The following is a 25,100-nucleotide window of genomic DNA, read 5'->3' as shown; positions in this document are numbered from 1 at the left end:
ACCGCCCGGCCCCGGCGCACCCCGGCCCCGGGACGCACCGGCACCGCGTCCCAACTCCTGTCCGGCCGGCCACGATCCACGCCCCCACCGCACCGCTTCCGCCCCATCCCGCACTCCCCCTGCACCCGTTGCGCCGCACGAACCCCGCCCCCGTCGGACGGCCTTCCCTACGCGAACACCCCCTCGGGCGGCGCAGGCGACGGTGTCGCCCGCGCATCCGTCACCGGTGCCGCTCTTCCCGCGAACTCGGCGAGGTCAGCCCCGTGTTGGAGACGCGCCGGCTGCTCCCCGCGAGCTGCACGACGCCCCAGTTCCTCCACCGGCAGCCTGCGCGCCGAGGCGACGAGCACGCCGTTCCCGAAGCGGCGCCCGCCCAGCACCGCGGGCGGTGCGACGAGGCAGCGTTCGCCGAAGACGGCGGCCGCCGTCGCCACTTGGGCGCGCAGGTACGCGCCGGGCGGGCCGTCGGTGAGGTTGGCGGCGAAGACGCCGTCCTCGCGCAGGACCCGGCGCACTTCTGCGAGGTACTCGACCGTGGTGAGGTGGGCCGGTGTCCGTGCGCCCCGGAAGACGTCGGAGAGGACCACGTCCGCCCAGGAGTCGGGGACCTTGCCGAGCACCTCGCGCGCATCGCCGTGGCGGACGCGTATCCGCCACTCGGGAGGTATCGGCAGCTCTTCGCGGACGAAGCGCACGAGGGCGCCGTCCGCCTCGGCGACCTGCTGGGTGGAGCGCGGACGCGTCGCGGCCACGTATCTGGCGAGGGTGAGCGCGCCGCCTCCGAGGTGGAGCACGCGGAGCGGGGCGCGCTCGGGCGCCGCCAGATCGAGGACGTCTCCGAAGGTGCGCTGGTAGGCGAAGACCAGCCGGGTCGGCTCGTCGAGATCGACGTGGGACTGCGGGGCGCCGTCCAGGAGGAGGCTCCACGCACGGGGGTGCTCGCGCTCGGGTTCGAGGCGGGCCTCGCCTGCTTCGACCCGGGCAGTGACAACGGCGCGCTGCTGCCGCGCACGCCCCTGCCCCTTCGCTTTCTTCGCCATGCCGACAAGTATCCCGGAGAGGCCACCGGCCGCCTCCAGCCTGTGGACAACCCTGGACGGGCACCTGTCAAAACCGGCGCGGCCGCCCGGCGCAAGCGCCGGAAAGCTCCCCTACACCTGCCGCGCGGCCGCCTCCAGCGTCCGCAGCGCCTCCCTCAACGCGGCCCGCAGCTCCCTGGGTTCGGTGACCCGCAACGGCGTACTCTCCGGTGGCACCAACCACGACGTCCCCACCACGGGCGGCTCCTCGCCGACGCAGGAGGCCCCCCGCCGGCGCGGCCATGTCGGCGTGCACACGCTCCCGACCTGCTCCCAGGCGGCCGAAGTCCCCGCGGGCACAAGGAAACCGAGGGTGTCGCAGCCGCGGTCGTGGAGCACGGGCCCCGCGCTTCCGCGGAGCCGCAGGATGTCGACGGCCTCCAGGCCGAGCCTCGCCGCCACCGACACCAGGTCGCTCGGCGCCTCTCCGCGCCCGGCACGGCCCGCGCCCTCGCGCACCGCCGGATGGTTCGGTCCGTACGCCGTCACGTCGCCCGCGTCGGTGTGCCGCATGGAGCCTCCTAGACGCTCACTGTGCACGGTCCAACGGCCCCGCTCCGTCAACGGCTACGGAGGCGGAGCACCGCAAAGGATGGCAGAACATGGCAGAAGCTGGGTGAGATATCCGGTTTGTAAACAAACTCACGGTGGCGGCTCCGTCACAACCGGTACCGTCCCGGCATGGCGTCGTCACCTTCCACGTCAGCAGGTTCGTCCCGGGTCCCGGACGGTCCCCGCAGCCGCACCAGCCCGAACACGGCCTTCCGGCGGCTGCGGGGTCAGTTGTCGCCGGGCGAGTTCGCCGCCGCGGTGCGCCGCGCGGCGCGCGAGATCGGTGAACGGGTCTCCTGCGACGCACGCTACGTGGGCCGTGTCGAGGCAGGCGAGATCCGCTGCCCCAACTACGCCTACGAGCGCGTGTTCCTGCACATGTTCCCGGGCTGCTCGCTCGCCGACATGGGGTTCGAGCCGAGGGAGTCCGTGCGAGGACGCTCGGCGCACGCCCGCCGGGCGTGCGTGACGGAGGAACCGCCCCCGCGGACACCCCCTGGCCGAGCGGAACCCGGCCTCGTCCCGGACCGTCATATCCACCTCACAAGTCCCAACCGCCCCGAGAACAACGAGGAGAGCGACGTGCTACGCCGCGCGTTCATGACCGGCGGACCCGCCGCCCTCGCGGCCGCCTCGCTCGTCGGCGCCGCCCCGGCCGCGTCGGCGAGCCCGCGTCCGACCCACGCCCGGATCGGCGCCTCGGAAGCCCGCACCGTGGAGAAAGCCGTCCGCCACATCAGGCTGCTCGACGACCGCCACGGCGGCACCGCGCTCTACCAGCGCGCTGGCGATTCCCTGCGCCTCGCCTACGACCTGCTCGACTCGGGCACCCAGCGCCAGTCCGTCGCCGACCGACTCCACTCGGGCGCGGGCGAGTTGGCGATCTCGGTCGGCTGGCTCGCACACGACTCGGGGCGCTATCCCGACGCCCGCTCGCACTACGCCGAGGCCCTCGCCACCGCCCGGGTAGCGGGCGACCCGGCCCTGGAAGCGCACGCGTTCTGCAACACCGCCTTCCTCGCCAGGGACGCCGGCCGCCACCGCGAGGCCGTACGCGCGGCCGAGGCCGGACAGCAGGCGGCGAAGGGGCTCGGCTCGGCGCAACTCCTCTCGCTGCTCTGCCTCCGAGAGGCCGGCGGCTGGGCGGGCCTCGGCGACCGCTCCGGCTGCCGGAGCGCCCTCGCCCGGGCGCACGCGCTCCACGAACAGGGACCGAGCGACCTCGATCCGGAGTGGATGACCTTCTTCGGCGAGGCCGAACTGGAGGGCCTGGAGGCCCAGTGCTGGTCGGCCCTGGGCGACTACAGCCGCGCCGCCGAACACGCGGAGCGCGCCGTCGCCCTCCAGGACCCGCACTTCACCCGCAACCAGGCCCTGTTCACGGCCGAACTCGCACGAGACCTCGCGGCGCAGGGCCGCCCCGAGGAGGCGGCGGCCTCGGGCGCGCGCGCCCTCGACTTCCTCGGGCCCGTCCAGTCCTCCCGGATCAGCGCCATACTCGACGGCACGGCGGAACGCCTGCGCGGCTACGCAACCCAGCCCGGCGTCGACGCCTTCCTCACCCGGCACTTCCACCGCGCATAGGGACGACGGCGAACTCCCCGGCGGCGTCCGGCACTTCTCCCGGCCCTGGCAGCGTCACTCCAGGTGCCCGGCGTCGTTCCACCGCTCGACCGCCGGGTCGCCGTACGCCCACCCGAGTACCGAGAGCGAGGCCGGGTCGAGGCGGAGCCGGGCGGCGAAGGCCGGGTCGAGGCCGAGCCAGCGGGCGCCGAGGACGCGCAGTATGTGGCCGTGTCCGAAGACGAGGACGTCGCGGTCGGCCGAGCGCGCCCACGTGACGACCCGGTCGGCGCGTGCCGCGACCTCGGAGAGCGCCTCGCCTCCCGGCACTCCGTCGCGCCAGATGAACCAGTCGTCGCCGGCCCGCTCCTTGATCTGCGCGGGGGTGAGCCCCTCGTACTCGCCGTAGTCCCACTCCCGCAGCGCGTCCCACTCCTCGGCGTCCGGGAACCCGGCGAGTTCGCAGGTCTCCCTCGCCCGGGAGAGCGGACTGGTGCAGACCTCGGCGCCCGGGAGCCCGTTCCAGGGAGCGCGTTGGAGGCGGTCGCGCAGGAGCTTGGCCATGGCACGGCCGGTGTCGAGGAGCGGGATGTCGGTGCGGCCCGTGTGCTGCCCGGAGATCGACCACTCGGTCTGCCCGTGCCGGACGAGGAGGATACGCGGTGCCATGGGTGCCTCTCGGTGTGGTTCGGGTGGCTCGGGACCATTCTCGCTCAGCCGGTCTCGTTGCCCCTCGCACCCCATTCGTCACATGCGTTCCACGCACCGCTCCGAACAGGCAGGATGCAAGATCCACCGGTGGGTTGGGGGCCTCACCGTACGGCCACGGAGAGTACGCCGTACGGTTGCCTCGCAGACACCGCGCCGTGCACCGCGGGGCGCGCCCCCGTCCGGCAGTCCGAACGAGCAGCCCCGGGAGTGCGAGCAGATGGCCATTGACCGCCGCCCCAGGTGGTGGACGGAACTGCCGTTGATCGCCGTCGTGTACACCCTCTACTCGCTCTGCAGACTCCTCGCCCGCGGAGACGTCGCCGCCGCCGTCGACCACGGCCTCGCCATCCTGCGCATCGAGCGCCTCCTCGGCCTCGACTTCGAGACCTGGCTCAACGGCGTCTTCACCCACAACGCCTGGATAGGCATACCCGCTGACTTCGCGTACGCAGCGCTCCACTACGTCGCGACGCCCGCCGTCCTCGTCTGGGTCTTCCGCCGGCACCTCGACACCTTCCGCGAGCTGCGCACCTGGCTGCTCTCGTCCACGGTGATCGCCCTCGCCGGCTTCACGCTCCTCCCGACGTCGCCGCCGAGGCTGCTCCACCCGGGACACGGCTTCGTCGACACGATGGCCGAGTACAGCGCCTACGGCTGGTGGGGCGACGAGGCGAGCGCACCACGCGGACTCGGCGGACTCACCAACCAGTACGCCGCGATGCCGAGCCTCCACGTCGGGTGGGCGCTGTGGTGCGGGGTGGTGCTCTGGCGGCTCGGGCCGCGCGTTCCCTGGGTGCGCGGGCTCGCCGTCGCGTACCCGCTCGGCATCACCGTCATCGTGATGGGGACGGCCAACCACTACTTCCTCGACGCCGTCGCGGGCGCCGCCGTCATGGGCGCCGGGTATCTGCTCACCCCGTCGCTGCTCCGCCTCGCGCGGCGCATGCGGGGACTGCCGCCCGAGCCGGCGCCGCGTCTCCCGCTCGCCGACCCCGTGCCGCGGGCCGCCGCGACCCGCGCTGTCAGTGGCGGGTGCAAGACTGCCGCGAGTACCGCAACCTCCCGCAAGGCACACGCAGATGACCACACCCCAGCCGTCTCGGCCCACGCCCCACCGGGCGCACCAGCAGCCGGCCGTCGCGGACGTCCCCCCGCAGGCGGCGGGGAGGACACTGCCGCGGCGGCTCGCTGAGCTGCGCGGCGCGGAGGTGCAGCCGCGTCCGATGGACGCACGCGCCCTCGCCGCCCTCGCCGCCAACCCGGGCTGCCACCGGCGCGCCCTCCTCGACGCCGCGGGCGTCGACAAGCGCGCCGTCGCCGAACGCCTGGGCGCACCCGCCCCGTTCGGCAGATCGCAGTTCGCCTTCGCGCGCGGCCACTCCTTCGAGTCGGGCGTGACCGCCGAGGGCGGCGCCGCGCTGATCCGGCTCCTCTGCCGGCAGACGGGCGAGGAACAGCCCGAGCCCGGGTCGGTCCGGGTGCCCGAGCTCACCGCGGCGGGCCCCGCTGCCCGCGCGGGCCGCACCGCACTCGAACTCCGGGCAGCCGCCGCGGCGGGCGGCTGGTCCCTGCTCGACCACCCGATGCTCTCCCTGCCCGTGGCAGGCGCCGCTGTCCACCTGGAGCCCGACGCGCTCGCCGTCCACCCCGACGGCTCGGTCACCGTCGTGGAGATCAAGTCCTTCCCGATCCTGGACGGTTCGGCCGACGCCGCGAAGGTCGGGGCCGCCGCAAGGCAGGCCGCGGTCTACGCTCTCGCGCTGGAGGACCTCGCCGAGGTCCGGGAGGGCGCCCTGCTCGTCTGCCCCGAGGACTTCTCCAACTCCCCCACCGCGGCCCCCCTCGACCTCCGCAAGCAGTGCGCCGCGACCCGCCGCCAACTCGCCCGGCTCACCCGTATCGAGGAGATCGCGGAACTCGTCCCGGCCGGCGCCGGCTTCGCCCCCTCCCGCTCCGAGGGCGAACTCGCCGAAGCCGTCGCCTCCGTCCCCGCCGCGTACGCACCCGAGTGCCTCTCCACCTGCGAGCTCGCCTTCCACTGCCGCTCCAAGGCCCGCGCGGCGGGCGCCGTGGAGGCCCTGGGCCGCTCGGTGCGGGGCGAGTTGGGCGGCCTGCGCACCGTCGAGGAGGTCCTGAAGGCCGCACGGTCCGAACAAGAGCCGGCCGACGACCCGGCGGCCGCGGCACTGCGCCGCGCCGCCCGTCTGCGGGACGCGGCGCTCGCGGAGGCGGCATGTCGCTGATCTCCGTGCTCGCCCGGGCCGAGGCCGCCGAGAGCGGCCGGGCCGCACCGCTCGCCACCGTCCGCCACCGCCACCTCGCCGAACACCCCCTGGTGCTCGTGCCGCTCACCACCGCCGGGGAGGACGCCGCACCGCTCGGCGCCCTCGTCGGCACCGACCGCGGCGCGCCGCGGCTCCTCACCGTCCCGCAGCCGCGCAACCGCGAGCTGCGCAGCACCTTCCTCGCCGCGCTCGCCGAGGAGGTACTCCCGCACATCGAGTCCGCCGCCGACGAGGTGGAGTACGTCGAGCGCAAGGAGACGGAGCCCGAGACGGGGAAGAAGGTCACCGTCCAGGCCGAACTCTGCCTCGACGCCCCCCAGTTGCTCGTGCCCAACCCGGCCGGCGCCGAGTTCCTCCGGCTCCTCGGCCGCGCCACCCGCTTCCGCCGCACCGCCGAGGAGGACGCGCAGGCCGCGCACCCGTCCCCGCCCCGGGTGCCGCTCCTCGGCCGCTGGCTCAGCCACTACGCCGAGCGCGCCCGCGTCCCCGGCTCCTCGCTCCTGCTTCCCGTCACCGAGCTCCTCATCCGCCACTGGGCGACGGGGCAGAGCACCCTCGAGGACCAACACCTCACCGCCCTCCTCGCCTGGATCGCCCCTCCCACCGGCACGACGGGCGAGGCCGCCGCCTTCCACGCGGAACTCGCCCGCGACGAACGCGGCCAACTCCTCGTCCCCCCGGCGGGCCCCAGCACCGATCCCGCGTTCGACAACACGCTCCTCGGCCCCGCGATCGACCGCTTCGACGCGGGAGTCGCGGACGCCGCCGCCGACCTGGCGCGCCTCGTGGAGGCACAGCTCCGCCCCACTTGGGACGCGGTCTGGCAGGCCGTCGACCTCCTGCGCGCCCTCCCGCCCGCCGCGCACCTGCCCGCCCGTTGGAAACGCGACCGCCATTCCTACACCCATCACAGGGACCGCGTCCGCGCCGGAGAACCGCCCCAGCCCCGGCGGGACGACGCGGTCACGGCGGCCCGCAAGCTCGTCTCGCGGGAGCAGTCGCAGGCCGAACTCGACGCGCAGGAGGCGCTGGACGACCCCCTCACGATGGCCGAACGCCGCCTCGCGGGCGAGGCGTTCGCATGCGAGGTGCTCGACGTCACGATGGCGTACAGCGAAGGCAAGCGCCCGATGCCCCGCCCCCTTGTCACCTGCCGCTCCGAGGACGGCCCGCTCCCCGGGGGGACGGCACGGCTCCACCGCGCGCTGCCCTCGGGCGGCGAACAGCGCGCCGAGGTCACCGAGCACGGCGAGGTCTTCACGGTGCGGCTCACGAACGGCATGGGACGGAGCAAGGAGCCGGCGGAAGGGAGCGTGCCGGAGCCGGGCGAGCGCCTCTGCTGGACGCTCTTCGAGCACGCACCGCGCGGCGGCCCCGGCCTCCCGGAGCCGGAGGCGACCCCGTGGACGCACGGCGGCCCGCCCGCGCAGCTCCCCGAGCCTCCCGACGCGTTCACCCCCGAGGACCGCCTGTGACCGAGCAAGCCGGCACGCGCCACGCATCCGTCGTCGACGCGGTGCTCCGCGACACCCTCCACTCCCCCGAGCGCGGCGTCGTCGTGGACTCCCCGCCGGGCGCGGGCAAGTCCACCCTCGTCGTCCGCGCGGCCCGCGAACTCGCCGCAGCCGGCCGGCGCCTGATGGTGGTGGCGCAGACCAACGCCCAGGTGGACGACCTCGTCGACCGCATCGCCACCGCGGACCCGAACCTCCCCGTCGGCCGCCTCCACAGCAACGAGCCGGACCCGTACGACCCCCTCCTCGACGCCCACGAGTCGGTTCGCACCTCCGCCAAGCCGGCCGACCTCGCCGAGCTGGGCGTCGTCGTCTCGACGGCGGCGAAGTGGGCCTGGGTGAAGACGGAGTCCCCGTGGCCGCAGGCGATCGTCGACGAGGCGTACCAGATGCGCTCCGACGCGCTCCTCGCCGTCGCCGGACTCTTCGCACGGGCGCTCTTCGTGGGCGACCCGGGCCAGTTGGACCCGTTCAGCCAGGTCGGAGCGGGCCAGTGGGCCGGCCTCGCGCACGACCCCTCGGTGAGCGCCGTCGGCACCCTGCTCGCGCACAACTCCGAGCTGCCCCGCCACCGGCTGCCGGTCTCCTGGCGCCTGCCGGCGTCGGCCGCGGGGCTGGTCTCCTCCGCCTTCTACCCGTACACGCCGTTCACCAGCGGCACCTCCCCGGGCGACCGGCGCCTTGCGTTCGAGGCGGCGTCGAGCGGCTCGGCCGCCGACCGCGTCGTCGACGAGGCGGCGGCGTCCGGCTGGGGCCTCCTCGAACTCCCCGAACGGCACACCCCGAGGACCGATCCGGAGGCGGTGGCCGCCGTCGCCTCCGTCGTCCGCAGCCTGCTCACCCGCGGCGGTCTCGCGTACGGCGAGCGCTCCCCCGAGCCGTCCGCGCTCACCCAGGCCCGGGTCGCCGTCGGCACCGCGCACCGCGACCAGGCGGCCGCGGTCCGCGCCGCCCTCGCGGCGGCCGGCTTCCCCGAGGTGACGGTGGACACCGCCAACCGCCTCCAGGGCAGGGAGTTCGACGTCACCGTCGTCCTCCACCCGCTCTCCGGCCGCCCCGACGCCACCTCCTTCCACCTGGAGAGCGGCCGGCTCTGCGTCCTCGCCTCGCGGCACCGGCACGCCTGCGTCGTGGTGTGCCGCGCGGGCGTCGCCCGCCTGCTCGACGAGCATCCCTCGGCCGAGCCCGTCGAACTCGGCGCCGAAGTCGCGTTCCCCGACGGCTGGGAGGCGAACCACGCGGTCCTCGCCGAGCTCGCCGAGCACACCGTCCGTACCGACTGACCGCGCACGCCGCCGGCACCCGGCCAGGTCCCGGCGCCTGTGCACCGCAGCCCGAAGGGGGCGCACAATGGACGGCGCCCGACAGACGATGGAGGTACGCACATGTCCGAGCCGCCCTCGGCACCGGAGCCGTCCGCCTCCGGCTCCTCCTCGGCCGGAGGCGGCGGGCCGCGGTTCAAGCGGCCGGCCCCGCTGCTCTTCGAGCCGTCCGAAGCCACGGCCGACAAGGAGCACTTCTTCGGCCTGGAGTCGCTCACCGACCCTCGCGAGACGCTGGAGCGCGCCACGGAGCTGGCGCTGGCCTTCCGCGCCGCCGCCGACCGCGCCGTCGAGTTCCAGGCGACGGCCGCGGCGCACCTCGCCGATCCGCGCCGTTTCGACAGGCTGACCGACGCGGCCATCGCGGAGCGCGCCGACTGGACGGAGGAGTACGCCCGCAGAATGGTCGAGTTCGGCCGGGAGCTCCTCAGGGACCGCCGCACCGAGTGACGCACCGCACTGCGCCGCAGGTGGGGCCGTGGGTCGCGCGGACGCTCGATTTCGTCTTCGCCCTCCGGTGGTGCTAAGGTCTACGACGTCAACCGGCGCCGCTAGCTCAGTTGGTTAGAGCAACTGACTCTTAATCAGTGGGTCCGGGGTTCGAGTCCCTGGCGGCGCACAGACAGCGGAAGGCCCCCTCGCTCCGGCGAGGGGGCCTTCCTCGTGCGCGCCCACTACTTGGTGATCTTCACTTCCCACTCCCCGTCCGCGCCCCGCCCGGTCACCTCGACGCGCACCCCCTCCTCGGTGACCTGCCCCTCCCCCACGCCCAGCGGTGCGTCGGCGAGCGCCGGGTGGACGGAGGTGCGCAGGCAGGCGCTGGTCCCCGGGTGCCCGTCGATCACCTCGACGGGACCCTGGGTCGAGGCGGTGTCGCTGTGCACGCGGTACATCAGCACGCCCTCGCGGCAGACGGAGGCGTCCCCGCCCCGCCGCGTCCGCGCCTCGACAGCGATCGCCGAACTCGTACCGGTGCGCACCACGGCGAGCCGCGTCCCGTCGGGGCCTTCGACGCCGGCTCCGTCCGCGCCGCCCGAGGGAGCCGAGACGGCTCGGAGGGAGTGCCGGGTGACGCCGTGCCTCGCCGGTGCGCAGTCGATGTTGCGGGGCCCGAGCCACCCGATCTTCCACCGGTGCCAGGCGAAGGGTTCGGGCGCGAGGCCGAACTGGCTGCCCATGAGGTCCCAGTCGCCCACTCTGGTGTCCCAGTCCGCCTTGCCGTCCTCGGGTTGCTGGTAGAGGTCGGGCAGGTCGAAGACGTGTGCCGTCTCGTGCGCCAGGACGTGCCGGTCGGGCGGGCTCTGCTCGAAGACCGTGACGAGGCGGCGCAGGTCGCCGCCGTCGACCTCGACGGGCTCGTCGAAGTTGACGACCTTCGTGGCGTCGGAGTCGACGCCGGGCGCGTCCGGGTCGGCGATGAGGTACACGACGTCGTACTTGGCGAAGTCGAGGCGCGGGTCCGCGACGTCGATGGCGTCCCGCAGGTAGTCGGTGCGCCGCTCGGGGTCCCAGTCGCGCTGTATCCCGTAGGCGGTGGACGGCCTCGGCATCGTGATCCACCGGCGCGCGGAGTGGGGGCGCAGGTGGAAGGCTCCGTAGGAGGTCTCCTCGAAGAAGCGGGAGGTGTCGGGGAAGTGGTCGGCCGTGAGTTCGGCGGGCGTGGTCTTCGGCTTCGCGTCGGGGAACGAGAGGAAAACGAGCGCGGCGTCGAAGGTGCCGCGCGGGCGCTTGTACGCGTCGTCCCAGGTGTCGGTGCCCAGGGAGTGGTGCGCATCGGTGCGAGGGAGTGCGCAGGGCATGGCGCCGCCGGCGGCGGTGACCGGGCCTGCGAGCAGAGCCATGCCCATGAAGGCGACGAGTGAGGTGAGCACCGCCGCCGCGCGGTACGCCCGTCGGCGCCGGGCGACGGCGGCCACCTCGGGGGGTATATGCGACTGGGCCACGTGGGACCTCACCGGATCAGGGAGTGCTGAACTCCCACCACCTTGTCCCATATGCCCGGTTCTGTACCGTTCCGGTAGGCCGGACGAGTCACAGAGATATGACTACCCTTCGTAGCCCTCTGTCGTTAGCGATCAGGGTGTCGCCGCCGCTCGGACAGATTCGGTCAGGGTCGTACCCAGGGGCCCGGTCCGCGTGCGCAGTTGACCGATGCCGACCGCCCAAACACTGGCTCCGCTCGTCCGGCGGCCTCTATGATCGGCACATTTCCAGCGCGGATCTGCGCCCGAGCGGCGGCAAGGCCACGGCTCCCGAACGGTCCGCACGAATCGAACCACCGCGGAGCGATCGGTGAACGGACCCCTCGAAGGACCGGACAAAGGCTCCGGAGACGCCCCGGGAAACCCCCCGCAGGCATGCACGCAAAGTAGTCAGCCGGTGCTGCGGCAGACGCATGCCGCAGCACCGGAGAGCACCTACGCCGCCGCGTTCCACACGGCTCCGCTCCCGATGGCCGTCATCGACCACGAGGGCCGCGTCCTCACCGCCAACCGCGCGCTCGGCTCCTTCCTCGGCACCCCGCCCGCGACGCTCGTCGGCGCCCCCGTCGCCGAGCTCGGCGGCCTCGGCCTCGACGGCCGCACGACCGCCGCGTACCGCGAGGTCCTCCACGGCCGCACCGACCGCATGCGCTGCACCCGCAGGCTCAAGCACGCCGACGGCCACGCGCTCCACGCGGAGATCGCCGTCACCTCGACCGCACCCGGCCGCCAGGCCCTCCTCTCCGTCACCGACGTCGGCGAGCAGCACGAACTCCGCGAGCGGCTACGGCACCTGCGGATGCACGACGCCGTCACCAAGCTCCCCAACCGCTCCCTGTTCTTCGAGCGCTTGAGCAGCGCCCTGGAGGACTCGGCCACCGGGCGCACCGGCATCTGCTACCTCGACCTCGACGGGTTCAAGGCCGTCAACGACACCCTCGGGCACCGCGTGGGCGACGCCCTCCTCGACGCCGTCGCGCGGCGGCTCACGCACTGCGCCGAGGGCGCCGCCGCGCGCGAGCGGACGGACGCGGGCGGCGTACTCGCCGAGGGAGGCGGCCACCTCGTCGCGCGGTTGGGCGGCGACGAGTTCGCCCTCCTCGTCGAGGGCTCGACGGGCACGCAGCAACTGACGGCGCTCGCGCAGGCGCTGCTCTCCGCGCTCCAGCAGCCGTTCGACCTCTGCGGCCACCGGCTCACCGTCTCCGCGAGCGTCGGCGTCGTCGAACGCGAGACGGCGGGGACGACGCCGACGGAGCTGATGCAGGCCGCCGACACCACCCTGTACTGGGCAAAGGCCGACGGAAAGGCGCGGTGGACGCTCTTCGACCCCGAGCGCAGCGCCCACCTGATGACCCGGCAGGCGCTCTCCTCCACGCTGCGGCGGGCCGTCGACCGCGGGGAGTTCGTCGTCGAGTACCAGCCCATCGTGGACTTCGACGACGACGTGCTCCGCGGCGTCGAGGCCCTCGTCCGGTGGCAGCACCCGCAGTTCGGGCGGCTCGGGCCCGACCGGTTCATCGGCCTCGCCGAGGAGAACGGCGCGATCGTGCCGCTGGGGCGGTGGGTGCTCGCCGAGTCCTGCCGTCGGGCGAAGGAGTGGCTGGGGCGGCGGCCGGAGGGCGGCGTCTACGTGAGCGTCAACGTCGCGGTGCGGCAGGTGTGGGACTCGGACATCGTGACCGACGTCGCCGAGGTGCTGGAGGAGACGGGGCTCCCCTCCGGGCTGCTCCAGTTGGAGCTCACCGAGTCCGCCGTGATGGGCTCGGCGGGGCGGCCGCTCCAGGCGCTCCAGGCGCTCTCCGAGATGGGCGTGCGGATCGCCATCGACGACTTCGGCACCGGATACTCCAACCTCGCCTACCTCAGCCGCCTCCCCGTGCGCACCCTGAAGCTCGACGGCTCCTTCGTGCAGGGCTTCCGCACCGCCCGCCACTCCAACCCGGCGGACGAGACCATCGTCACCGCGCTCGTCCAACTCGCCCACAAACTGGGCCTGTCGGTGACCGCGGAGTGCGTCGAGGGGCCGGCGCAGGCCGAGCGGCTCCGCCGGATCGGCTGCGACGCGGGCCAGGGGTGGCACTACGCCAAGCCGATGGCGGCGGAGCGGATCTCCCGTCTGCTCGCCTGAGGGGGCTCAGGCGGGGAGCCCGTAGGCGTCCGCGACGAGCTCGTAGGAGCGGACGCGCGCGGACGGGGTGTGCGCGTTGGCCGTGAGCATCAACTCGTCGGCGCCGGTGCGCTCGACGAGGGCGTCGAGGCCGCTGCGCACGGCGTCGGCGGTGCCGTAGACGACGTTGCCGAGCCAGCTGTCGACGAAGTCCTTCTCCACGGGGCTGAAGGAGTACGCCTCGGCCTCCTCCGGGGTCGGGACGAGTCCCGGACGTCCGGTGCGCAGGCGCAGCATCGACAGGGCGCCGGTGAGGATTTGCCGGTGCGCCTCCCGCTCGGTGTCGGCCGCGAAGGCCGAGGCGCCGATGAGCGTGTACGGCTTCTCCAGCACCTCGGAGGGCTGGAAGCTCTCGTGGTACAGCTCAAGCGCCGGAAGGGTGTTCGCGGCCGAGAAGTGGTGCGCGAACGCGAACGGAAGGCCGAGCTGGCCCGCGAGTTGGGCGCTGAAGCCGGAGGAGCCGAGCAGCCAGACCTGCGGGCGCGACGTCTCCGCCCCGTCGGCCGCCTGCACCGGGCCCGGTACGGCGTGGATGCGCGCGTAGGGGTGGCCGGCGGGGAAGTCGTCCCCGAGGAAGCGGACCAACTCGGCGAGCTGCTGCGGGAAGTCCTCCGCGCCCTCGCGGAGCCGGTCGGTGCGGCGCAGCGCGGCGGCCGTGGCACCGTCGGTGCCGGGCGCGCGGCCGAGGCCGAGGTCGACGCGTCCGGGGGCGAGCGCCTCGAGGGTGCCGAACTGCTCGGCGATGACGAGCGGCGCGTGGTTGGGCAGCATCACGCCGCCCGAGCCGAGGCGGATGCGGTCCGTGTGCGCGGCGAGATGGGAGAGGATCACCGCGGGCGAGGAGCTGGCGACGCCGGGCATCGAGTGGTGCTCGGCGACCCAGTAGCGCGTGAACCCGCGCGCCTCGGCGAGCTGCGCCGTCTCCACGGAGGAGAGCAGCGCCTCGCGCGCGGTGCACCCCTCCCCCACGTTGACCAGGTCGAGCACGGACAGGGGTACGGGTGCGGTGCCGAGGGCTTCGCCCCGTACCCCGTCGGTCGTGCTCCGGTTCTGCTCTGTGCTGCCAGCGTCGCCCACTGTGGCCCGCCTTCCTCGGTACGTACGTTCCCGAGGGGCAACACGCCGGGCCCACGTTCTCTTCCCGGGGCGGTGGACGCGGTGGGCGCGGCTCAGTCGGCGGGCGAGAAGAGCGTCCCCAACTGCGGGCAGCGCGCGCCGACTCCCAGGAGGCGAAGGCCCTCCCAGGCGGTCACCTGGTTCGCCGTGAGCACCGGCTTGCCCAGCTCGGCCTCGAGCTGCGGAATCCACGCCGCGGTGTGGAGGGCCGTGTCGGGGAGGAGTACGGCCTGCGCCTCGGGGTGGTCGCCCTCGCGTGCCAGGGCGAGGACCTCGGCGCGGCCCCAGGTGCCGACCTCGGCCGCCGTGATGATGCCGCTCCCCTGCCGCGCCACGACCTCGGCGCCGGCCGACTTCAGGAAGCCGGCGAAGAGTTCGGCGACGTCGTCCGGATAGGTCGCGGCGACGGCGACGCGCTCGGCGCCGAGCGCCTGCACGGCATGGGCGAAGGCGAACGAGGTGCTGGAGGCGGGGAGCCCCGCGGTCGTCGAGAGCTCGCGGACCTGCTCGCGGGCGCCGTCCCAGCCGAAGACGAAGCTCGCGGAGGTGCAGGCCCATACGACGGCGCCGATGCCGGCCGCCTTCACCTCGTCGACCTTGTCGGCGAGGCGGTGCGCCGAACCCATCTCCAGCAGTGCCTCGACGCGGTGCGCGTCCGTGCCGATGTCGGTGTGGACGAGCGGGAGCCGCACCTCGGTGCCGGACTCGTCGAGGAGCCGTTGCAGCCTGGGGTAGTCGTCCTCTGCCGAGTGGCCCGGGTAGAGGAAGCCGACGGCCGGGGTGGTGCGCGGGTGCGCTGGTTCTGCCACGTACGCCTCCTGGCGCGGTTGCGGGTGTGCGGGATGCGGCGGTGCGCGGGCGCCATGGGCGGCGCCCGCGCCTGTGGTGCGCGTCAGGCTGGGGGTTGTGGGCCCCATTCCTCGCTCTGCGCCGGGTGCGCCGGATCGTGGACGGCGTCGATCGGGTCGCCCGGTTCGGTGCCGGCTCCGGTCAGCGCCGCCTCCGGCTCCGGGTGCGGCGGTTCGGCGGCGCGGGGCTCGGGCGGCGGCGCGGGGGCCATGGCTGCGGGGCCGCTGCGCGCCACCGGGTCGAGGAGCGCCTGGTACGGGCCGACCGCTTCCTTGCCGATGCTCTTGAGCGCTGCCCAGATGGTGACCTGGTTCGCGGAGAGGACCGGCATCCGCAACTCCGCTTCGAGCTGCGGGATGACGTCGTAGGTGGGCAGGTTGGTGCAGCTGATGAAGAGCGCGTCGGGGGCGTCGGCGGCGGCCTGCCTGGCCATGTCGACGACCTCCCGGTAGGACACCTTCCAGATGTGGCAGGTGAGCCCGAGGTAGCTGCGTCCGGTGACGGACATGCCGCCTTCGGCGAGGTACTCCTCCAGCGAGTCGGTGACGGATTTGGTGTAGGGCGTGACGACGGCGATGCGGTGGGCGCCGATCTCTTCGAGCGCGGCGAGCAGGGCGCCCGAGGTGGTCAGCGACGGCACTTCGCCGGACTGCGCCATCGCCGCGGTCATCGCGCGCTCGCCCGCCGTGCCGCCCACGAAACTGCCCGACGTGCAGGCGTAGGCGACGACTTCGGGCGCCACGGCGGTCAGCGCACGGACCCCCTCGCGCAGGGTCTCGTGCTCGCTGACCAGGCGGGCCAGGTCGAGGCTGACCTCGACGGGCACGAAGGGTGTTCGCGTCAGGTGCAGGGACACGTCGTCCGGCACCCAGCGCCAGAGCTCTCGGTCGAGAGCGAAGTCGAACGGAGCGACGATGCCGACACCGCGCTGCGGTTGCGGTCCGCCGAGGAAGGAGACGTCCATTTTTCGAGCCCCAAGAGACGGAGGGATGACTCGTGACCAGATGACCAGAGCCCGACCGGGGCAGGTGCCTCGGCAGACGCCGGTCAGAACCGGTGAAGAAGGAATGGAGAATGCCGGTCAGAAGCCGGGACGCCGGGACAGATGTCTTTGTTGACGAAGGTAGTTTCCGCTCCCTACCGTGGTCAATCCTCGCATCAACGGCGGGATCTCGCGCACGGTTCCGGTCCACCGTCCCTTCGTTTCGAAATGGTTTCCTGCCGATGTCTGAAACGCACGTCCTGGTCCTCGAAGCGGAACCTCTTCCTTCGCTCGATCGCCTCAAGGGCAGGGCCGCCGTCTCGTACGCGGACGCCGCGACGCTCCCCCAACTCCTGCCCTCCGCCGACGTGCTGCTGGTCTGGGACTTTCTCTCCGACGCGGTCCGCAGGGCGTGGCCGGGCACGGGCCCGCGTCCCGGCTGGGTGCACACCCCGAGCGCCGGCGTCGACCGTTTGCTTCCGGAACTTTCCGAACCGGCGAGTACGGTGCTCACCAATGCGCGCGGAGTCTTCGACCAGCCGATCGCCGAATATGTGGCGGGGCTGGTTCTGGCGATGGCCAAGGATTTTCACGGCACACGGGAATTGCAGAGGCAGAGGAAGTGGCGGCACCGGGAGACAATGCGCGTCGCCGGAACGCACGCCGTCGTCGTGGGAAGCGGTCCGATCGGCCGGGCAATTGGGCGCACACTTACGGCACTCGGTGTCAGCGTGGACCTCGTCGGGCGCACGCCGCGGAACGGCGACGCGGAATTCGGTGAGGTGCACGGGGTCGGCGCCCTCGACGGCCTGCTGCCCGAGGCGCACTGGGTCGTCTGCGTCGCGCCGCTCACCGAGGAGTCGCGAGGGCTCTTCGACGCCGACCGGTTCGCGCGCATGCGCCCGGGGGCACGCTTCATCAACGTGGGCCGCGGGCAGCACGTCGTGACGGACGACCTCGCCGCCGCGCTGCTCAGCCACCATCTCGCGGGCGCCGCGCTCGACGTCTTCGCCGAGGAGCCGCTCGCGGCCGAGAGCGGGCTGTGGGACGTGCCGGGGCTGCTGGTCTCGCCGCACATGAGCGGGGACACCGCCGGCTGGCGCCAGGACCTCGCCGAGCAGTTCCTCGACAACTTCGACCGCTGGGAGGCGGGACATCCGCTCCTCAACGTCGTCGACAAGACCCTCGGCTACGTGCGCTCGGACTGAGCCGCCCGCGCCCGCCGGGGGCGCGCGCACGACCCCATTCAACACCGCGCGCGAGCGTGCACCACCGGTGCGAACCGCGCCCGCCGCGGCGGATCGGCACTTCCACCGGGAGGCTTCGTCCATGTCGGATCTCACCAGCCGTACGGCAGCGCAGTTGACCGCCGGGTACCAGACCGGCGAGTTCAGCCCCACCGACGTCGTGCACGCCGTACTGGAGCGGGCGGTCGAGGCGCAGGCGCGGGTCAACGCGTTCGTCCGCATCGACGGCGACGGCGCGCTCGACGAGGCCGCCGAGTCGACCGAGCGGTGGCGGCGCGGTACGCCGGCCGGGCCGCTCGACGGGGTCCCCGTCACCGTCAAGGACATGCTGCTGACGCGTGGGGCGCCCACGCTGAAGGGCTCGTTGGCGCTCTCCGAGGAGGGCGCCTGGGTGGAGGACGCGCCCTCCGTCGCGCGCCTGCGCGAGCAGGGGGCGGTCTTCGTCGGCAAGACCACCACCCCGGAGTTCGGCTGGAAGGGCACCACCGACAGCCCCCGCCACGGCGCGACGGGCAACCCGTACGACGCGCAGCGCACGGCGGGCGGTTCGAGCGGGGGGAGCGCGGCGGCGGTGGCGCTCGGCGCGGGGCCGCTCTCGCTCGGCACCGACGGCGGGGGGTCCGTGCGGATTCCGGCGGCCTTCTGCGGCGTCTTCGCGATGAAGCCCACGTACGGGCGCGTGCCGATCCACCCGGCGAGCCCCTTCGGGACGCTCGCGCACGTCGGCCCGATCACCCGCGACGCCGCGGACGCCGCGGCGCTGATGGACGCCGTCACCGCGCCGGACCCGCGTGACTGGTCCCAACTCGGTCCCGTAGAGGGAGGGTTCCGCTCGGCGCTCGCCGAAGGAGCCGACGGCGTACGGGGGTTGCGGATCGCCTACGCACCGGACCTCGGCGGACGGGTCGCGGTCGACCCCGCCGTCGGGGAGGCGGTGCGCGGGGCCGTCGCGCTCCTCGCGAAGCTGGGCGCCGAAGTCTTCGAGGAGGGCCCCGACTTCGCCGACCCGGTGGAGTCCTTCCACACGCTGTGGTTCAGCGGGACGGCTCGCGTCACACAACCGTTCACGCCCGAGCAGCTCGACCTCCTCGACCCCGGCCTGCGCGAGGTGCGTGACGAGGGGGCGCGCGCCGGCGCCCTCGACTACCTCGCGGCCGTCGACGAGCGGATGGCGCTCGGCACGCGGATGGGCCTCTTCCACCAGCGGTACGACCTGCTGGTGACGCCGACGCTGCCGATCACCGCCTTCGAGCTCGGCGTCGAGGTTCCGGCGGGCTCGCCCCACGACCGGTGGACGGGGTGGACGCCCTTCACCTATCCGTTCAACATGACGCAGCAGCCCGCCGCTTCGGTGCCGTGCGGCGTCGGCGACGGCGGGATGCCCGTCGGCGTGCAGCTCGTCGGGGCGCGCCACCAGGACGCGCTCGTCCTCCGCGCGGCGCACGCGCTCTACGAGGCGGGGCTCGCCTCCCGCGTCCCCGCGCCGCGGCTCTGAGCGGTCGGACGGAAAGGACGCCCCGACCGAGGGGCACGCCCCTCGGCCGGCGACGTGCCTACGCCCGGCGGAAGTTGAGCGTCTCGCCGAGGGCTCCCGCGCGCCACAGGTCCTGGCACGCCTCCGCCATGCGGTCGAGTCCGTCGACGATCGAGCCCCAGACGATGCCGGGGACCCATCCGGCGTCGCCGTTGATGAGGAGGTTATTGCGCTCGTAGAAGAGGGCGAGGTCGATCACGGTCGACCTGGTGGCGTGCGCGGCCTCGGAGCCCTGCTGCTCGGCCGCTGCCTCGTAACCGTAGGAAGAGGTGCTCAACTCCGTCTGGGAGAAGGTGAAATAGCACAGGTCTCCCGGGATGGGAGTGACGGTGGGGTTCTCCAGCGGCGGCTCCTCGGGGGCAAAGGGCGGAACCAGCGCATAAATCTCGTTCCGTGCGTACTTTGCGTGGTAGACGTCTCCGCCGAGCGGGAGTGCGTTCCAGACCGCTGCACAAGTGAGAGGGGCCCGGTCGTCGAGTAGCTTTGCCGTGCAGCTCACTCCGCGCTTGTCGAGTGAGACTTCGATGAAGCGTTCGGCCATGGTGCCTCCGCGTACTTCTCGGGCCTCTCGGCCGCTATGACGTGCTTCGCCGGTTTGGCCGGGTTGTTTGGTTCCGCGTCCATACTGCCGCAATCGTCAAGCCCTCAACACGCGTACCAGCGGCCGGAAACAATCCGCATAGGTCCATCGAACATGGGTAGCCGCGCGGCCATGGCTCCACCACAAGGGAACGACAAGGGAAGTATCGGGAGAGGTTTCAGCCGCCGCTCGCTGATGGCCGGTGCCGCGGCGATCGGCGCGGCCGGCACGCTCGCTGCGACGACCGGTTGCAGCCGCGTCTCCAACGCCGACAGCAAAAAGGGCGGAGACCTTCTTGAGCGCCTCAAGGCCCAGGGGACCGTCAAGCTCGGAATCGCGGGCGAACAGCCGTACAGCTACATCGACAAGAACGGTGAACTGACGGGAAGCTCCCCCGCCATTGCGCGCATCATCTTCGAGCGGCTGGGCGTGGCCAACGTGCAGCCGATGCCGACGGAGTTCAACTCGCTGGTTCCGGGGCTCAATTCGCAGCAGTTCGACGTGATCGCAGCCGGCATGTACCTCACGCCCGTGCGCTGCCGGCAGGTCCTCTTCGCCGACCCCGAGTACCAGATGCCGGACGCGCTCATCGTCCGCAAGGGGAACCCGAAGAACCTGCACAACTACGAGGACATCAAGAAGGCGGGCGTCAAGTTCGCGACCGGCACGGGATACGCCGAGATCGACTACGCGAAGGAGGCCGGCATCAAGGAGTCGGAGATGCTGCTCCTCCCCGACCAGCTCGCCGGGCTCCTCGCGGTCGAGCAGGGAAGGGCCGATGTCTTCGCGGGCACGGCGGTCACCGTCCGGAACGTCGTGCACCAGACGAAGACCCGGAAAGCCGAGTACACCAAGCAGTTCGTTCCCAAGCTGGACGGGAAGCCCGACCTCGGCACCGGAGGCTTCGCCTTCCGTCCGGCCGAGCGGAATCTGCGCGACGCCTTCAACGACGAGCTTGTCAAGATGAAGAAGAGCGGTGAGCTCCTCCGCGTGATGAAGCCGTTCGGCTTCCTCGAGGAAGAGATGACGGACATTACGGCGAAGGAGCGTTGTCAATGACGGACCTCACAACGGGATTGTGGGGGCTGCTCTTCCAGGGTGTCTGGGTGACCGTCCAGCTCACGGTTCTCGGCGCCGCGCTCGGGGCGTTCGTCGCGTTCGTCGTGGGCGTTGCGCGTACCAACAGACTCTGGATCGTGCGCTTCCTCTCCGGTCTCTACATGGAGATATTCAGGGGCACTTCGGCCCTGGTACTGATGTTCTGGGTGTTCTTCGTGCTGCCGGTCGCTTTCGGGTGGCAGCTCGTACCCATGTGGGCGGCCGTCCTCTCGCTCGGCCTCACCTATGGCGCCTACGGCTCAGAGATCGTCCGCGGTGCTCTCGCCTCCGTGCCGCCGGCGCAGCGGGAGGCCGGGATCGCGCTCAACCTCACGCCGTGGCAGCGGTTGCGGAAGATCGTGCTGCCGCAGGCGTGGCCCGGGATGATCCCGCCTGCCAACAACCTCCTCATCGAGCTCCTCAAGGGGACGGCCCTCGTCTCCGTCCTCGGCGTCGGCGACATCGCCTTCGGCGCCTCGCTCGTGCGCAACGCACTCGGCGACAGCGCGCCCGTCTACACGATCATCCTGGTGATGTACTTCGTCATCGCCTTCGTCCTGACCCGCGGTATGCGCGCCCTGGAGCGCCAGGCGAAGGCCAACCTCGGCCAGGCGCCGGAGCGTTCCGGCCTCTTCGGCAAGGGCCGCAGGTCGGCGACGAGTGCTGCGGCCAGCATCGGAGGTAAGTGATGCAGTGGGACTGGTCGGCGGTCGCCGACTTCATGCCGCGGTTCTGGGACGGCGTCCTCGTCACGCTCCAGGCCCTCGTCCTGGGCTCGCTGATCGCCTTCGCGCTCGGCCTCGTCTGGGCGATCGCCCAGCGTTCGGCGCTCAAGGCGGTGCGCTGGCCGGTGACCGTGATCACCGAGTTCGTCCGGAACACCCCTCTCCTGGTGCAGCTCTTCTTCCTCTACTTCGTGCTGCCGGAGTGGAACATCACGTTCTCGGCCCTGACGACCGGCATCGTCGGCCTCGGTCTGCACTACTCGACGTACACGGCCGAGGTCTACCGCGCCGGCATCGACGGCGTTCCCGTCGGCCAGTGGGAGGCGTGCACCGCGCTGAACATGCCGCGTGGGCGCACCTGGACCGCGGTGGTCCTGCCGCAGGCGATCCGCCGCGTCGTGCCCGCGCTCGGCAACTACGTGATCGCGATGCTGAAGGACTCGCCGATGATCGCCACCATCGGCGCCCTCGAACTGCTCGGACAAGCCCGCCAGTTCAGCGCTGTCACCTTCCAGCCGACCGAGCCGATCACCGTCGTCGGCATCGCCTTCATCCTCATCGCCTACCCGGCATCCCTGCTGATGCGAGCCCTGGAGCGTCGCCTTGTCCGCTGAGAACACCACACCCAACGACCACGCCAACCCCGCCGTCGACGGCAGCGAGTTGATCCGCTTCGACAAGGTCACCAAGCGCTTCGGCGACAACGTCGTCCTCGACAACCTCTGCTTCGACGTCGCCTCGGGCAAGCACGTCACGCTGATCGGCCCGTCGGGCTCCGGCAAGACGACGATCCTGCGGCTGCTGATGACACTGGTGAAGCCGGACGAGGGCACGATCAAGGTCGCCGGGGACTACCTCACGCACGAGGAGAAGGGCGGCAGGCTCGTCCCGGCGGGCGAGCGGCACGTCCGCGAGGTGCGGAAAAGCATCGGCATGGTCTTCCAGCAGTTCAACCTCTTCCCCAACATGAAGGTGCTCCGGAACATCACCGAGGCGCCCGTCCACGTCCTCGGCATGGGCAAGGACGAGGCAGAGGAGCGCGCACGGGAGCTGCTCGAACTCGTCGGGCTCACCGACCAGATGGACAAGCACCCGAGCCAGCTCTCCGGCGGCCAGCAGCAGCGCGTGGCGATCGCCCGCGCGCTGGCGATGCGCCCGCAGGTGCTCCTCCTCGACGAGGTCACCTCGGCGCTCGACCCGGAACTCGTCGCGGGCGTCCTCGACGTCCTCAGGGACATCGCGCACACCACCGACATCACGATGCTCTGCGTCACCCACGAGATGGGCTTCGCCCGGGACATCTCGGACGACGTCCTCATGTTCGACGAGGGCAGGGTCATCGAGTCGGGCGCACCGGAGAAGATCTTCAGCGAGCCCGAGCACGACCGCACCCGCGAGTTCCTCAGCGCCGTGCTCTGAACACCCGCGCGGGGGCGCCGTGTTGCGCGGCGGAGGCGCCGAGGCCCGGGGCGCGTACAAGAGAGGTACGGCCCCGGGCCCGCGTCCCGCGCACCTCCGCGAGCCGTCCCGAACAACCGGACGGATGCGCGGGGTTCGTGCGACACCAGCGGGGTAGGGATCGGCTTGCGGCATATGCCGATCGCGGGATCATCGCCCTTTCGCCGGCGCGCTGCCCGCTATCGTGTTACGTACTGACGTGACCACACGCAGCGGTCGCGACGCGAACCGTCACCACTCCAGGGGGCACCGTGGCGCCGACGCCGGAGCCAGCACAGCCGATCCGTTCGGTCCAGTACGCGCTGCGGGTGCTGGAGACAGTCGCCCGGCACCGCGACGGAGTCGGCGAAGAGCTCCTCTCCCAGGAAGCGGGCATCGAGGCGGCCCAACTCCAGCCGCTGCTGCGGATGCTGCGCGGCGAGGGGTACGTCGAGATGCACGAGGACGCCGTCTACACCGTCGGCGAGTCCCTGCTCATGCTCGGCGTCGGCGGAGACCACAGGCGCGTCCTTCAGGAGCGCCTCCAGGACACCCTCACCGACCTCAGGGACGCCGTCGGCGCCGCGGTCTACTTCAGCCGCTACAAGGACGGCGAGCTGGAGACGACGCAGTTCGCCGACAGCCCCGCGGCACCCGCGGTCAACCAGTGGGTCGACTTCCGCTCGGCCGTCCACGCCACGGCGATAGGCAAGTGCCTCCTCAGCCAACTCGACCACGACGGCCGCAAGGACCACCTCGCACGGCACAAGGCGGCCCGCCTCACCTCCCGCACCATCACGGACGAGCGGCTCCTCCTGAGCACCCTCGACCGCCAGCCGCCCACCGTCCCCACGCTCGACCTCCAGGAGTACGCCGTCGGCACCGTCTGCGCGGCGGTACCGATCACCGCCGGCTCCTCGGTGAGCTGCCTCGCCCTCTCGCTCCCCGTCGACCAGGCGCACCGGCTCCGCCGCGCGGCCGAGGCGCTGAGCCGCAGGGCCGCGCCCGTCATGCTCTCGCTGTCGCTCTAGGCGGAGTCGCTCACCGCGCCCCGCGCTCCTCCAGCACCGCACGCCAGCCCGCCGGTTCGGGCCGCTCGTCCGGCGCGGGGCGAGGGTCCCTGCGCCCGCCCTCCGCGAAGAAGGCGGCGAGCGGCAGCGTGGCGGCCCCGACGGTGACGGCGTCGGCACCGAGGCGCCCCAGCTCTATCGCGACGCGCTCGCCCGGGTAGCGCAGGGAGTGCGCGGCGGCGTGGCGGCGGACGGCGTGCAGGAGGTGCGGGCCGATCCGCAGCCCGGCCCAGCCGCCGATCAGCACCCGCTCCGGACCGAAGAGGTTGACGAGGCCCGAGATGCCGGCGCCGAGGTACTCGGCCGTCTCGTCGAGGACGGCGACGGCCGACGCGTCGGCCGGCCGCCCGTCGCCGGGGTACGCGGCGGAGAGCAGGGCGCGGAGCCCGGCCTCCTCGTCGTCGGCCGGCGGCGCGCCCCCCGCCTCCCGCCAGCGCTCCAGCAGACCGGCGGACCCGGTGTACGCCTCCAGGCACCCGCGCGCGCCGCAACGGCAGCGCCGGCCCCGGAGGTTGACCGTCAGGTGCCCCCACTCGTCGGCGCCGCCCCGGTCCGCGCCGCCCGTGACGACGCAGGCGCCGACGCCCGAGCCGAGGAGTACCACCACGGCGTCCTGGGCACCGCGGCCGCCTCCGAACCACATCTCCGCCTGACCCAGCGCCTTGGCGCCGTTCCCCACGAAGTACGGGACCTCCGCGGGGAGTTCGACGGCGGCGCGGAGACGTTCCTCCAACGGCACCGCGTCCCAACCGACCGTCTGGCCGTGCACCACGGCGCCCCGCTCCGCGTCCCGCTCGACGATGCCGGGGACGCCGACGCCGACGCCGAGGAGCGCCGCGGGGTCCGCGCCGCTGCTCCGCAGGACGCCGGCGACGCACTCGCCGACGTGGCCGGCGACGAGTCCGGCGTCGTGCCCCTGGCCGGCCAACGGGAGTTCGGCGCGGGCGAGTTCGTTGAGCGCGAGGTCGAAGAGCTCGACGCGGACACGGGTCTCGCCGATGTCGACGCCGATGAGGCAGGCGCTGCCCGCCGCCACGCGCAGCAGGGTGCGCGGCCTCCCCCCTTCGGACTCGATCACGCCCGCTTCCTCCAGCAGCCCCTCGCCCGTGAGTTCGGCGACGACGTTGCTGATCGAGCCCGAGCTGAGCCCCGTCGCGGGACCGAGTGCCTGGCGGCTCAGCGGGCCCTCGAAGTACAACTGCCGCAGGACCGCCGTGCGGTTCCCGCGGCGCAGGTCCCGCACCGTACGCCTGCCGTGCTCTGCCATGTGGCTCCTCCCTCCCC

The 25,100-nt window shown here is 72.8% G+C and carries 23 protein-coding genes and 1 tRNA gene; 15 read left to right on the top strand and 9 right to left on the bottom strand.

What is annotated here, in order from left to right; translation table 11 throughout:
* Positions 1-167: 167 nt before the first annotated feature.
* A complete protein-coding gene (locus tag UWG_RS0117705) occupies positions 168-1,040 on the bottom strand; it encodes a spermidine synthase (RefSeq protein ID WP_016908553.1) in 873 nt (290 codons plus the stop codon).
* Positions 1,041-1,151: 111 nt separating this feature from the next.
* The gene (locus tag UWG_RS0117700; RefSeq protein WP_016908552.1) at positions 1,152-1,592 is read right to left on the bottom strand and encodes a hypothetical protein; all 441 of its coding nucleotides are present in this window, start codon (positions 1,590-1,592) and stop codon (positions 1,152-1,154) included.
* Positions 1,593-1,760: 168 nt separating this feature from the next.
* Between UWG_RS0117700 and UWG_RS0117695 the strand changes: the two genes are divergently transcribed.
* Positions 1,761-3,215: an NsdA family TPR-like regulatory protein gene (locus UWG_RS0117695; protein WP_033196216.1), complete on the top strand. Its 1,455-nt coding sequence runs from the start codon at positions 1,761-1,763 to the stop codon at positions 3,213-3,215.
* 54 nt (positions 3,216-3,269) lie between these two features.
* Here UWG_RS0117695 and UWG_RS0117690 read toward each other — a convergent pair whose 3' ends face one another.
* Positions 3,270-3,863 (bottom strand): histidine phosphatase family protein, encoded by a 594-nt coding sequence (locus tag UWG_RS0117690; protein WP_016908550.1) that lies wholly within the window; start codon positions 3,861-3,863, stop codon positions 3,270-3,272.
* A 259-nt stretch (positions 3,864-4,122) separates the two neighbouring features.
* Between UWG_RS0117690 and UWG_RS0117685 the strand changes: the two genes are divergently transcribed.
* The 6 genes from UWG_RS0117685 to UWG_RS0117660 all read left to right on the top strand — a co-directional run bounded on the left by UWG_RS0117685 (position 4,123) and on the right by UWG_RS0117660 (position 9,645).
* Positions 4,123-5,097 carry a phosphatase PAP2 family protein gene (locus UWG_RS0117685; RefSeq protein WP_237720136.1) on the top strand — a complete coding sequence of 325 codons (975 nt, stop codon included), beginning with the start codon at positions 4,123-4,125 and terminating at the stop codon, positions 5,095-5,097.
* Positions 5,098-5,128: 31 nt separating this feature from the next.
* Positions 5,129-6,148, top strand: a complete 1,020-nt coding sequence (locus UWG_RS0117680) for a hypothetical protein (RefSeq protein WP_016908548.1) — start codon at positions 5,129-5,131, stop codon at positions 6,146-6,148.
* Positions 6,139-7,665 (top strand): hypothetical protein, encoded by a 1,527-nt coding sequence (locus tag UWG_RS0117675; RefSeq protein ID WP_016908547.1) that lies wholly within the window; start codon positions 6,139-6,141, stop codon positions 7,663-7,665. Before UWG_RS0117680 ends, UWG_RS0117675 begins: the two co-directional genes overlap by 10 nt.
* A complete protein-coding gene (locus UWG_RS0117670; RefSeq protein WP_016908546.1) occupies positions 7,662-8,987 on the top strand; it encodes an AAA domain-containing protein in 1,326 nt (441 codons plus the stop codon). The genes UWG_RS0117675 and UWG_RS0117670 overlap by 4 nt, the downstream gene beginning before the upstream one ends.
* A gap of 102 nt (positions 8,988-9,089) precedes the next feature.
* Complete coding sequence (locus UWG_RS0117665) at positions 9,090-9,476, top strand: hypothetical protein (protein ID WP_016908545.1); 387 nt, start codon at positions 9,090-9,092, stop codon at positions 9,474-9,476.
* 95 nt (positions 9,477-9,571) lie between these two features.
* Positions 9,572-9,645: transfer RNA gene (locus tag UWG_RS0117660), tRNA-Lys, on the top strand.
* Positions 9,646-9,700: 55 nt separating this feature from the next.
* On the opposite strand, the gene UWG_RS0117655 is transcribed toward UWG_RS0117660, so the two are convergent.
* Complete coding sequence (locus tag UWG_RS0117655; RefSeq protein ID WP_016908544.1) at positions 9,701-10,942, bottom strand: M6 family metalloprotease domain-containing protein; 1,242 nt, start codon at positions 10,940-10,942, stop codon at positions 9,701-9,703.
* Between the two features lie 463 nt (positions 10,943-11,405).
* Between UWG_RS0117655 and UWG_RS0117650 the strand changes: the two genes are divergently transcribed.
* Complete coding sequence (locus UWG_RS0117650) at positions 11,406-13,139, top strand: putative bifunctional diguanylate cyclase/phosphodiesterase (RefSeq protein ID WP_016908543.1); 1,734 nt, start codon at positions 11,406-11,408, stop codon at positions 13,137-13,139.
* A gap of 6 nt (positions 13,140-13,145) precedes the next feature.
* Here UWG_RS0117650 and UWG_RS0117645 read toward each other — a convergent pair whose 3' ends face one another.
* From UWG_RS0117645 to UWG_RS0117635, 3 genes are all read right to left on the bottom strand, one after another.
* Positions 13,146-14,255 carry an LLM class flavin-dependent oxidoreductase gene (locus UWG_RS0117645; protein ID WP_016908542.1) on the bottom strand — a complete coding sequence of 370 codons (1,110 nt, stop codon included), beginning with the start codon at positions 14,253-14,255 and terminating at the stop codon, positions 13,146-13,148.
* Positions 14,256-14,347: 92 nt separating this feature from the next.
* Positions 14,348-15,103: a maleate cis-trans isomerase family protein gene (locus tag UWG_RS0117640; RefSeq protein ID WP_016908541.1), complete on the bottom strand. Its 756-nt coding sequence runs from the start codon at positions 15,101-15,103 to the stop codon at positions 14,348-14,350.
* 83 nt (positions 15,104-15,186) lie between these two features.
* Complete coding sequence (locus UWG_RS0117635) at positions 15,187-16,107, bottom strand: maleate cis-trans isomerase family protein (RefSeq protein ID WP_016908540.1); 921 nt, start codon at positions 16,105-16,107, stop codon at positions 15,187-15,189.
* Positions 16,108-16,367: 260 nt separating this feature from the next.
* On the opposite strand from UWG_RS0117635, the gene UWG_RS0117630 reads away from it, so the two are divergent.
* Both UWG_RS0117630 and UWG_RS0117625 read left to right on the top strand, forming a co-directional pair.
* Positions 16,368-17,333, top strand: a complete 966-nt coding sequence (locus tag UWG_RS0117630; RefSeq protein WP_016908539.1) for a D-2-hydroxyacid dehydrogenase — start codon at positions 16,368-16,370, stop codon at positions 17,331-17,333.
* 121 nt (positions 17,334-17,454) lie between these two features.
* Positions 17,455-18,867, top strand: coding sequence for an amidase (locus tag UWG_RS0117625; RefSeq protein ID WP_016908538.1), 1,413 nt, complete (start codon positions 17,455-17,457; stop codon positions 18,865-18,867).
* Positions 18,868-18,925: 58 nt separating this feature from the next.
* Here the strand turns inward: UWG_RS0117625 and UWG_RS0117620 are convergent, their stop codons facing one another.
* Positions 18,926-19,447: a DUF3830 family protein gene (locus UWG_RS0117620; RefSeq protein WP_029391538.1), complete on the bottom strand. Its 522-nt coding sequence runs from the start codon at positions 19,445-19,447 to the stop codon at positions 18,926-18,928.
* 234 nt (positions 19,448-19,681) lie between these two features.
* Between UWG_RS0117620 and ehuB the strand changes: the two genes are divergently transcribed.
* The 5 genes from ehuB to UWG_RS0117595 all read left to right on the top strand — a co-directional run bounded on the left by ehuB (position 19,682) and on the right by UWG_RS0117595 (position 23,777).
* Positions 19,682-20,545, top strand: a complete 864-nt coding sequence (gene ehuB / locus UWG_RS0117615) for an ectoine/hydroxyectoine ABC transporter substrate-binding protein EhuB (RefSeq protein ID WP_016908536.1) — start codon at positions 19,682-19,684, stop codon at positions 20,543-20,545.
* Positions 20,542-21,273 (top strand): ectoine/hydroxyectoine ABC transporter permease subunit EhuC, encoded by a 732-nt coding sequence (gene ehuC / locus UWG_RS0117610; RefSeq protein WP_016908535.1) that lies wholly within the window; start codon positions 20,542-20,544, stop codon positions 21,271-21,273. Before ehuB ends, ehuC begins: the two co-directional genes overlap by 4 nt.
* Positions 21,273-21,923 (top strand): ectoine/hydroxyectoine ABC transporter permease subunit EhuD, encoded by a 651-nt coding sequence (gene ehuD / locus UWG_RS0117605; RefSeq protein ID WP_016908534.1) that lies wholly within the window; start codon positions 21,273-21,275, stop codon positions 21,921-21,923. Before ehuC ends, ehuD begins: the two co-directional genes overlap by 1 nt.
* Entirely contained in the window at positions 21,913-22,728 is an 816-nt protein-coding gene (gene ehuA / locus UWG_RS0117600; RefSeq protein WP_016908533.1) for an ectoine/hydroxyectoine ABC transporter ATP-binding protein EhuA, read from the top strand. The genes ehuD and ehuA overlap by 11 nt, the downstream gene beginning before the upstream one ends.
* Positions 22,729-23,018: 290 nt before the next feature.
* Positions 23,019-23,777 carry an IclR family transcriptional regulator gene (locus tag UWG_RS0117595; RefSeq protein ID WP_016908532.1) on the top strand — a complete coding sequence of 253 codons (759 nt, stop codon included), beginning with the start codon at positions 23,019-23,021 and terminating at the stop codon, positions 23,775-23,777.
* Positions 23,778-23,787: 10 nt separating this feature from the next.
* On the opposite strand, the gene UWG_RS0117590 is transcribed toward UWG_RS0117595, so the two are convergent.
* The gene (locus tag UWG_RS0117590) at positions 23,788-25,083 is read right to left on the bottom strand and encodes an ROK family transcriptional regulator (RefSeq protein ID WP_016908531.1); all 1,296 of its coding nucleotides are present in this window, start codon (positions 25,081-25,083) and stop codon (positions 23,788-23,790) included.
* Positions 25,084-25,100: the final 17 nt, after the last annotated feature.

This window comes from Streptomyces xiaopingdaonensis, from assembly GCF_000262345.1.
Taxonomy (GTDB): Bacteria; Actinomycetota; Actinomycetes; order Streptomycetales; family Streptomycetaceae; genus Streptomyces; species Streptomyces xiaopingdaonensis.
Note: the sequence above shows the minus strand (reverse complement) of the source record. Positions and strands in the feature narration are given on the sequence as shown.

Bases quoted from the DNA above. Each gene is read 5' to 3' on its own strand.
- UWG_RS0117685 (WP_237720136.1), top strand. From the start codon at position 4,123: ATGGCCATTGACCGCCGCCCCAGGTGGTGGACGGAACTGCCGTTGATC.
- ehuC (WP_016908535.1), top strand. From the start codon at position 20,542: ATGACGGACCTCACAACGGGATTGTGGGGGCTGCTCTTCCAGGGTGTC.
- UWG_RS0117630 (WP_016908539.1), top strand. From the start codon at position 16,368: ATGTCTGAAACGCACGTCCTGGTCCTCGAAGCGGAACCTCTTCCTTCG.
- UWG_RS0117620 (WP_029391538.1), bottom strand. From the start codon at position 19,447: ATGGCCGAACGCTTCATCGAAGTCTCACTCGACAAGCGCGGAGTGAGC.
- UWG_RS0117675 (WP_016908547.1), top strand. From the start codon at position 6,139: ATGTCGCTGATCTCCGTGCTCGCCCGGGCCGAGGCCGCCGAGAGCGGC.
- UWG_RS0117705 (WP_016908553.1), bottom strand. From the start codon at position 1,040: ATGGCGAAGAAAGCGAAGGGGCAGGGGCGTGCGCGGCAGCAGCGCGCC.
- UWG_RS0117635 (WP_016908540.1), bottom strand. From the start codon at position 16,107: ATGGACGTCTCCTTCCTCGGCGGACCGCAACCGCAGCGCGGTGTCGGC.
- UWG_RS0117590 (WP_016908531.1), bottom strand. From the start codon at position 25,083: ATGGCAGAGCACGGCAGGCGTACGGTGCGGGACCTGCGCCGCGGGAAC.
- UWG_RS0117695 (WP_033196216.1), top strand. From the start codon at position 1,761: ATGGCGTCGTCACCTTCCACGTCAGCAGGTTCGTCCCGGGTCCCGGAC.
- UWG_RS0117625 (WP_016908538.1), top strand. From the start codon at position 17,455: ATGTCGGATCTCACCAGCCGTACGGCAGCGCAGTTGACCGCCGGGTAC.
- ehuD (WP_016908534.1), top strand. From the start codon at position 21,273: ATGCAGTGGGACTGGTCGGCGGTCGCCGACTTCATGCCGCGGTTCTGG.
- UWG_RS0117690 (WP_016908550.1), bottom strand. From the start codon at position 3,863: ATGGCACCGCGTATCCTCCTCGTCCGGCACGGGCAGACCGAGTGGTCG.
- UWG_RS0117680 (WP_016908548.1), top strand. From the start codon at position 5,129: ATGGACGCACGCGCCCTCGCCGCCCTCGCCGCCAACCCGGGCTGCCAC.
- ehuB (WP_016908536.1), top strand. From the start codon at position 19,682: ATGGCCGGTGCCGCGGCGATCGGCGCGGCCGGCACGCTCGCTGCGACG.
- UWG_RS0117700 (WP_016908552.1), bottom strand. From the start codon at position 1,592: ATGCGGCACACCGACGCGGGCGACGTGACGGCGTACGGACCGAACCAT.
- UWG_RS0117665 (WP_016908545.1), top strand. From the start codon at position 9,090: ATGTCCGAGCCGCCCTCGGCACCGGAGCCGTCCGCCTCCGGCTCCTCC.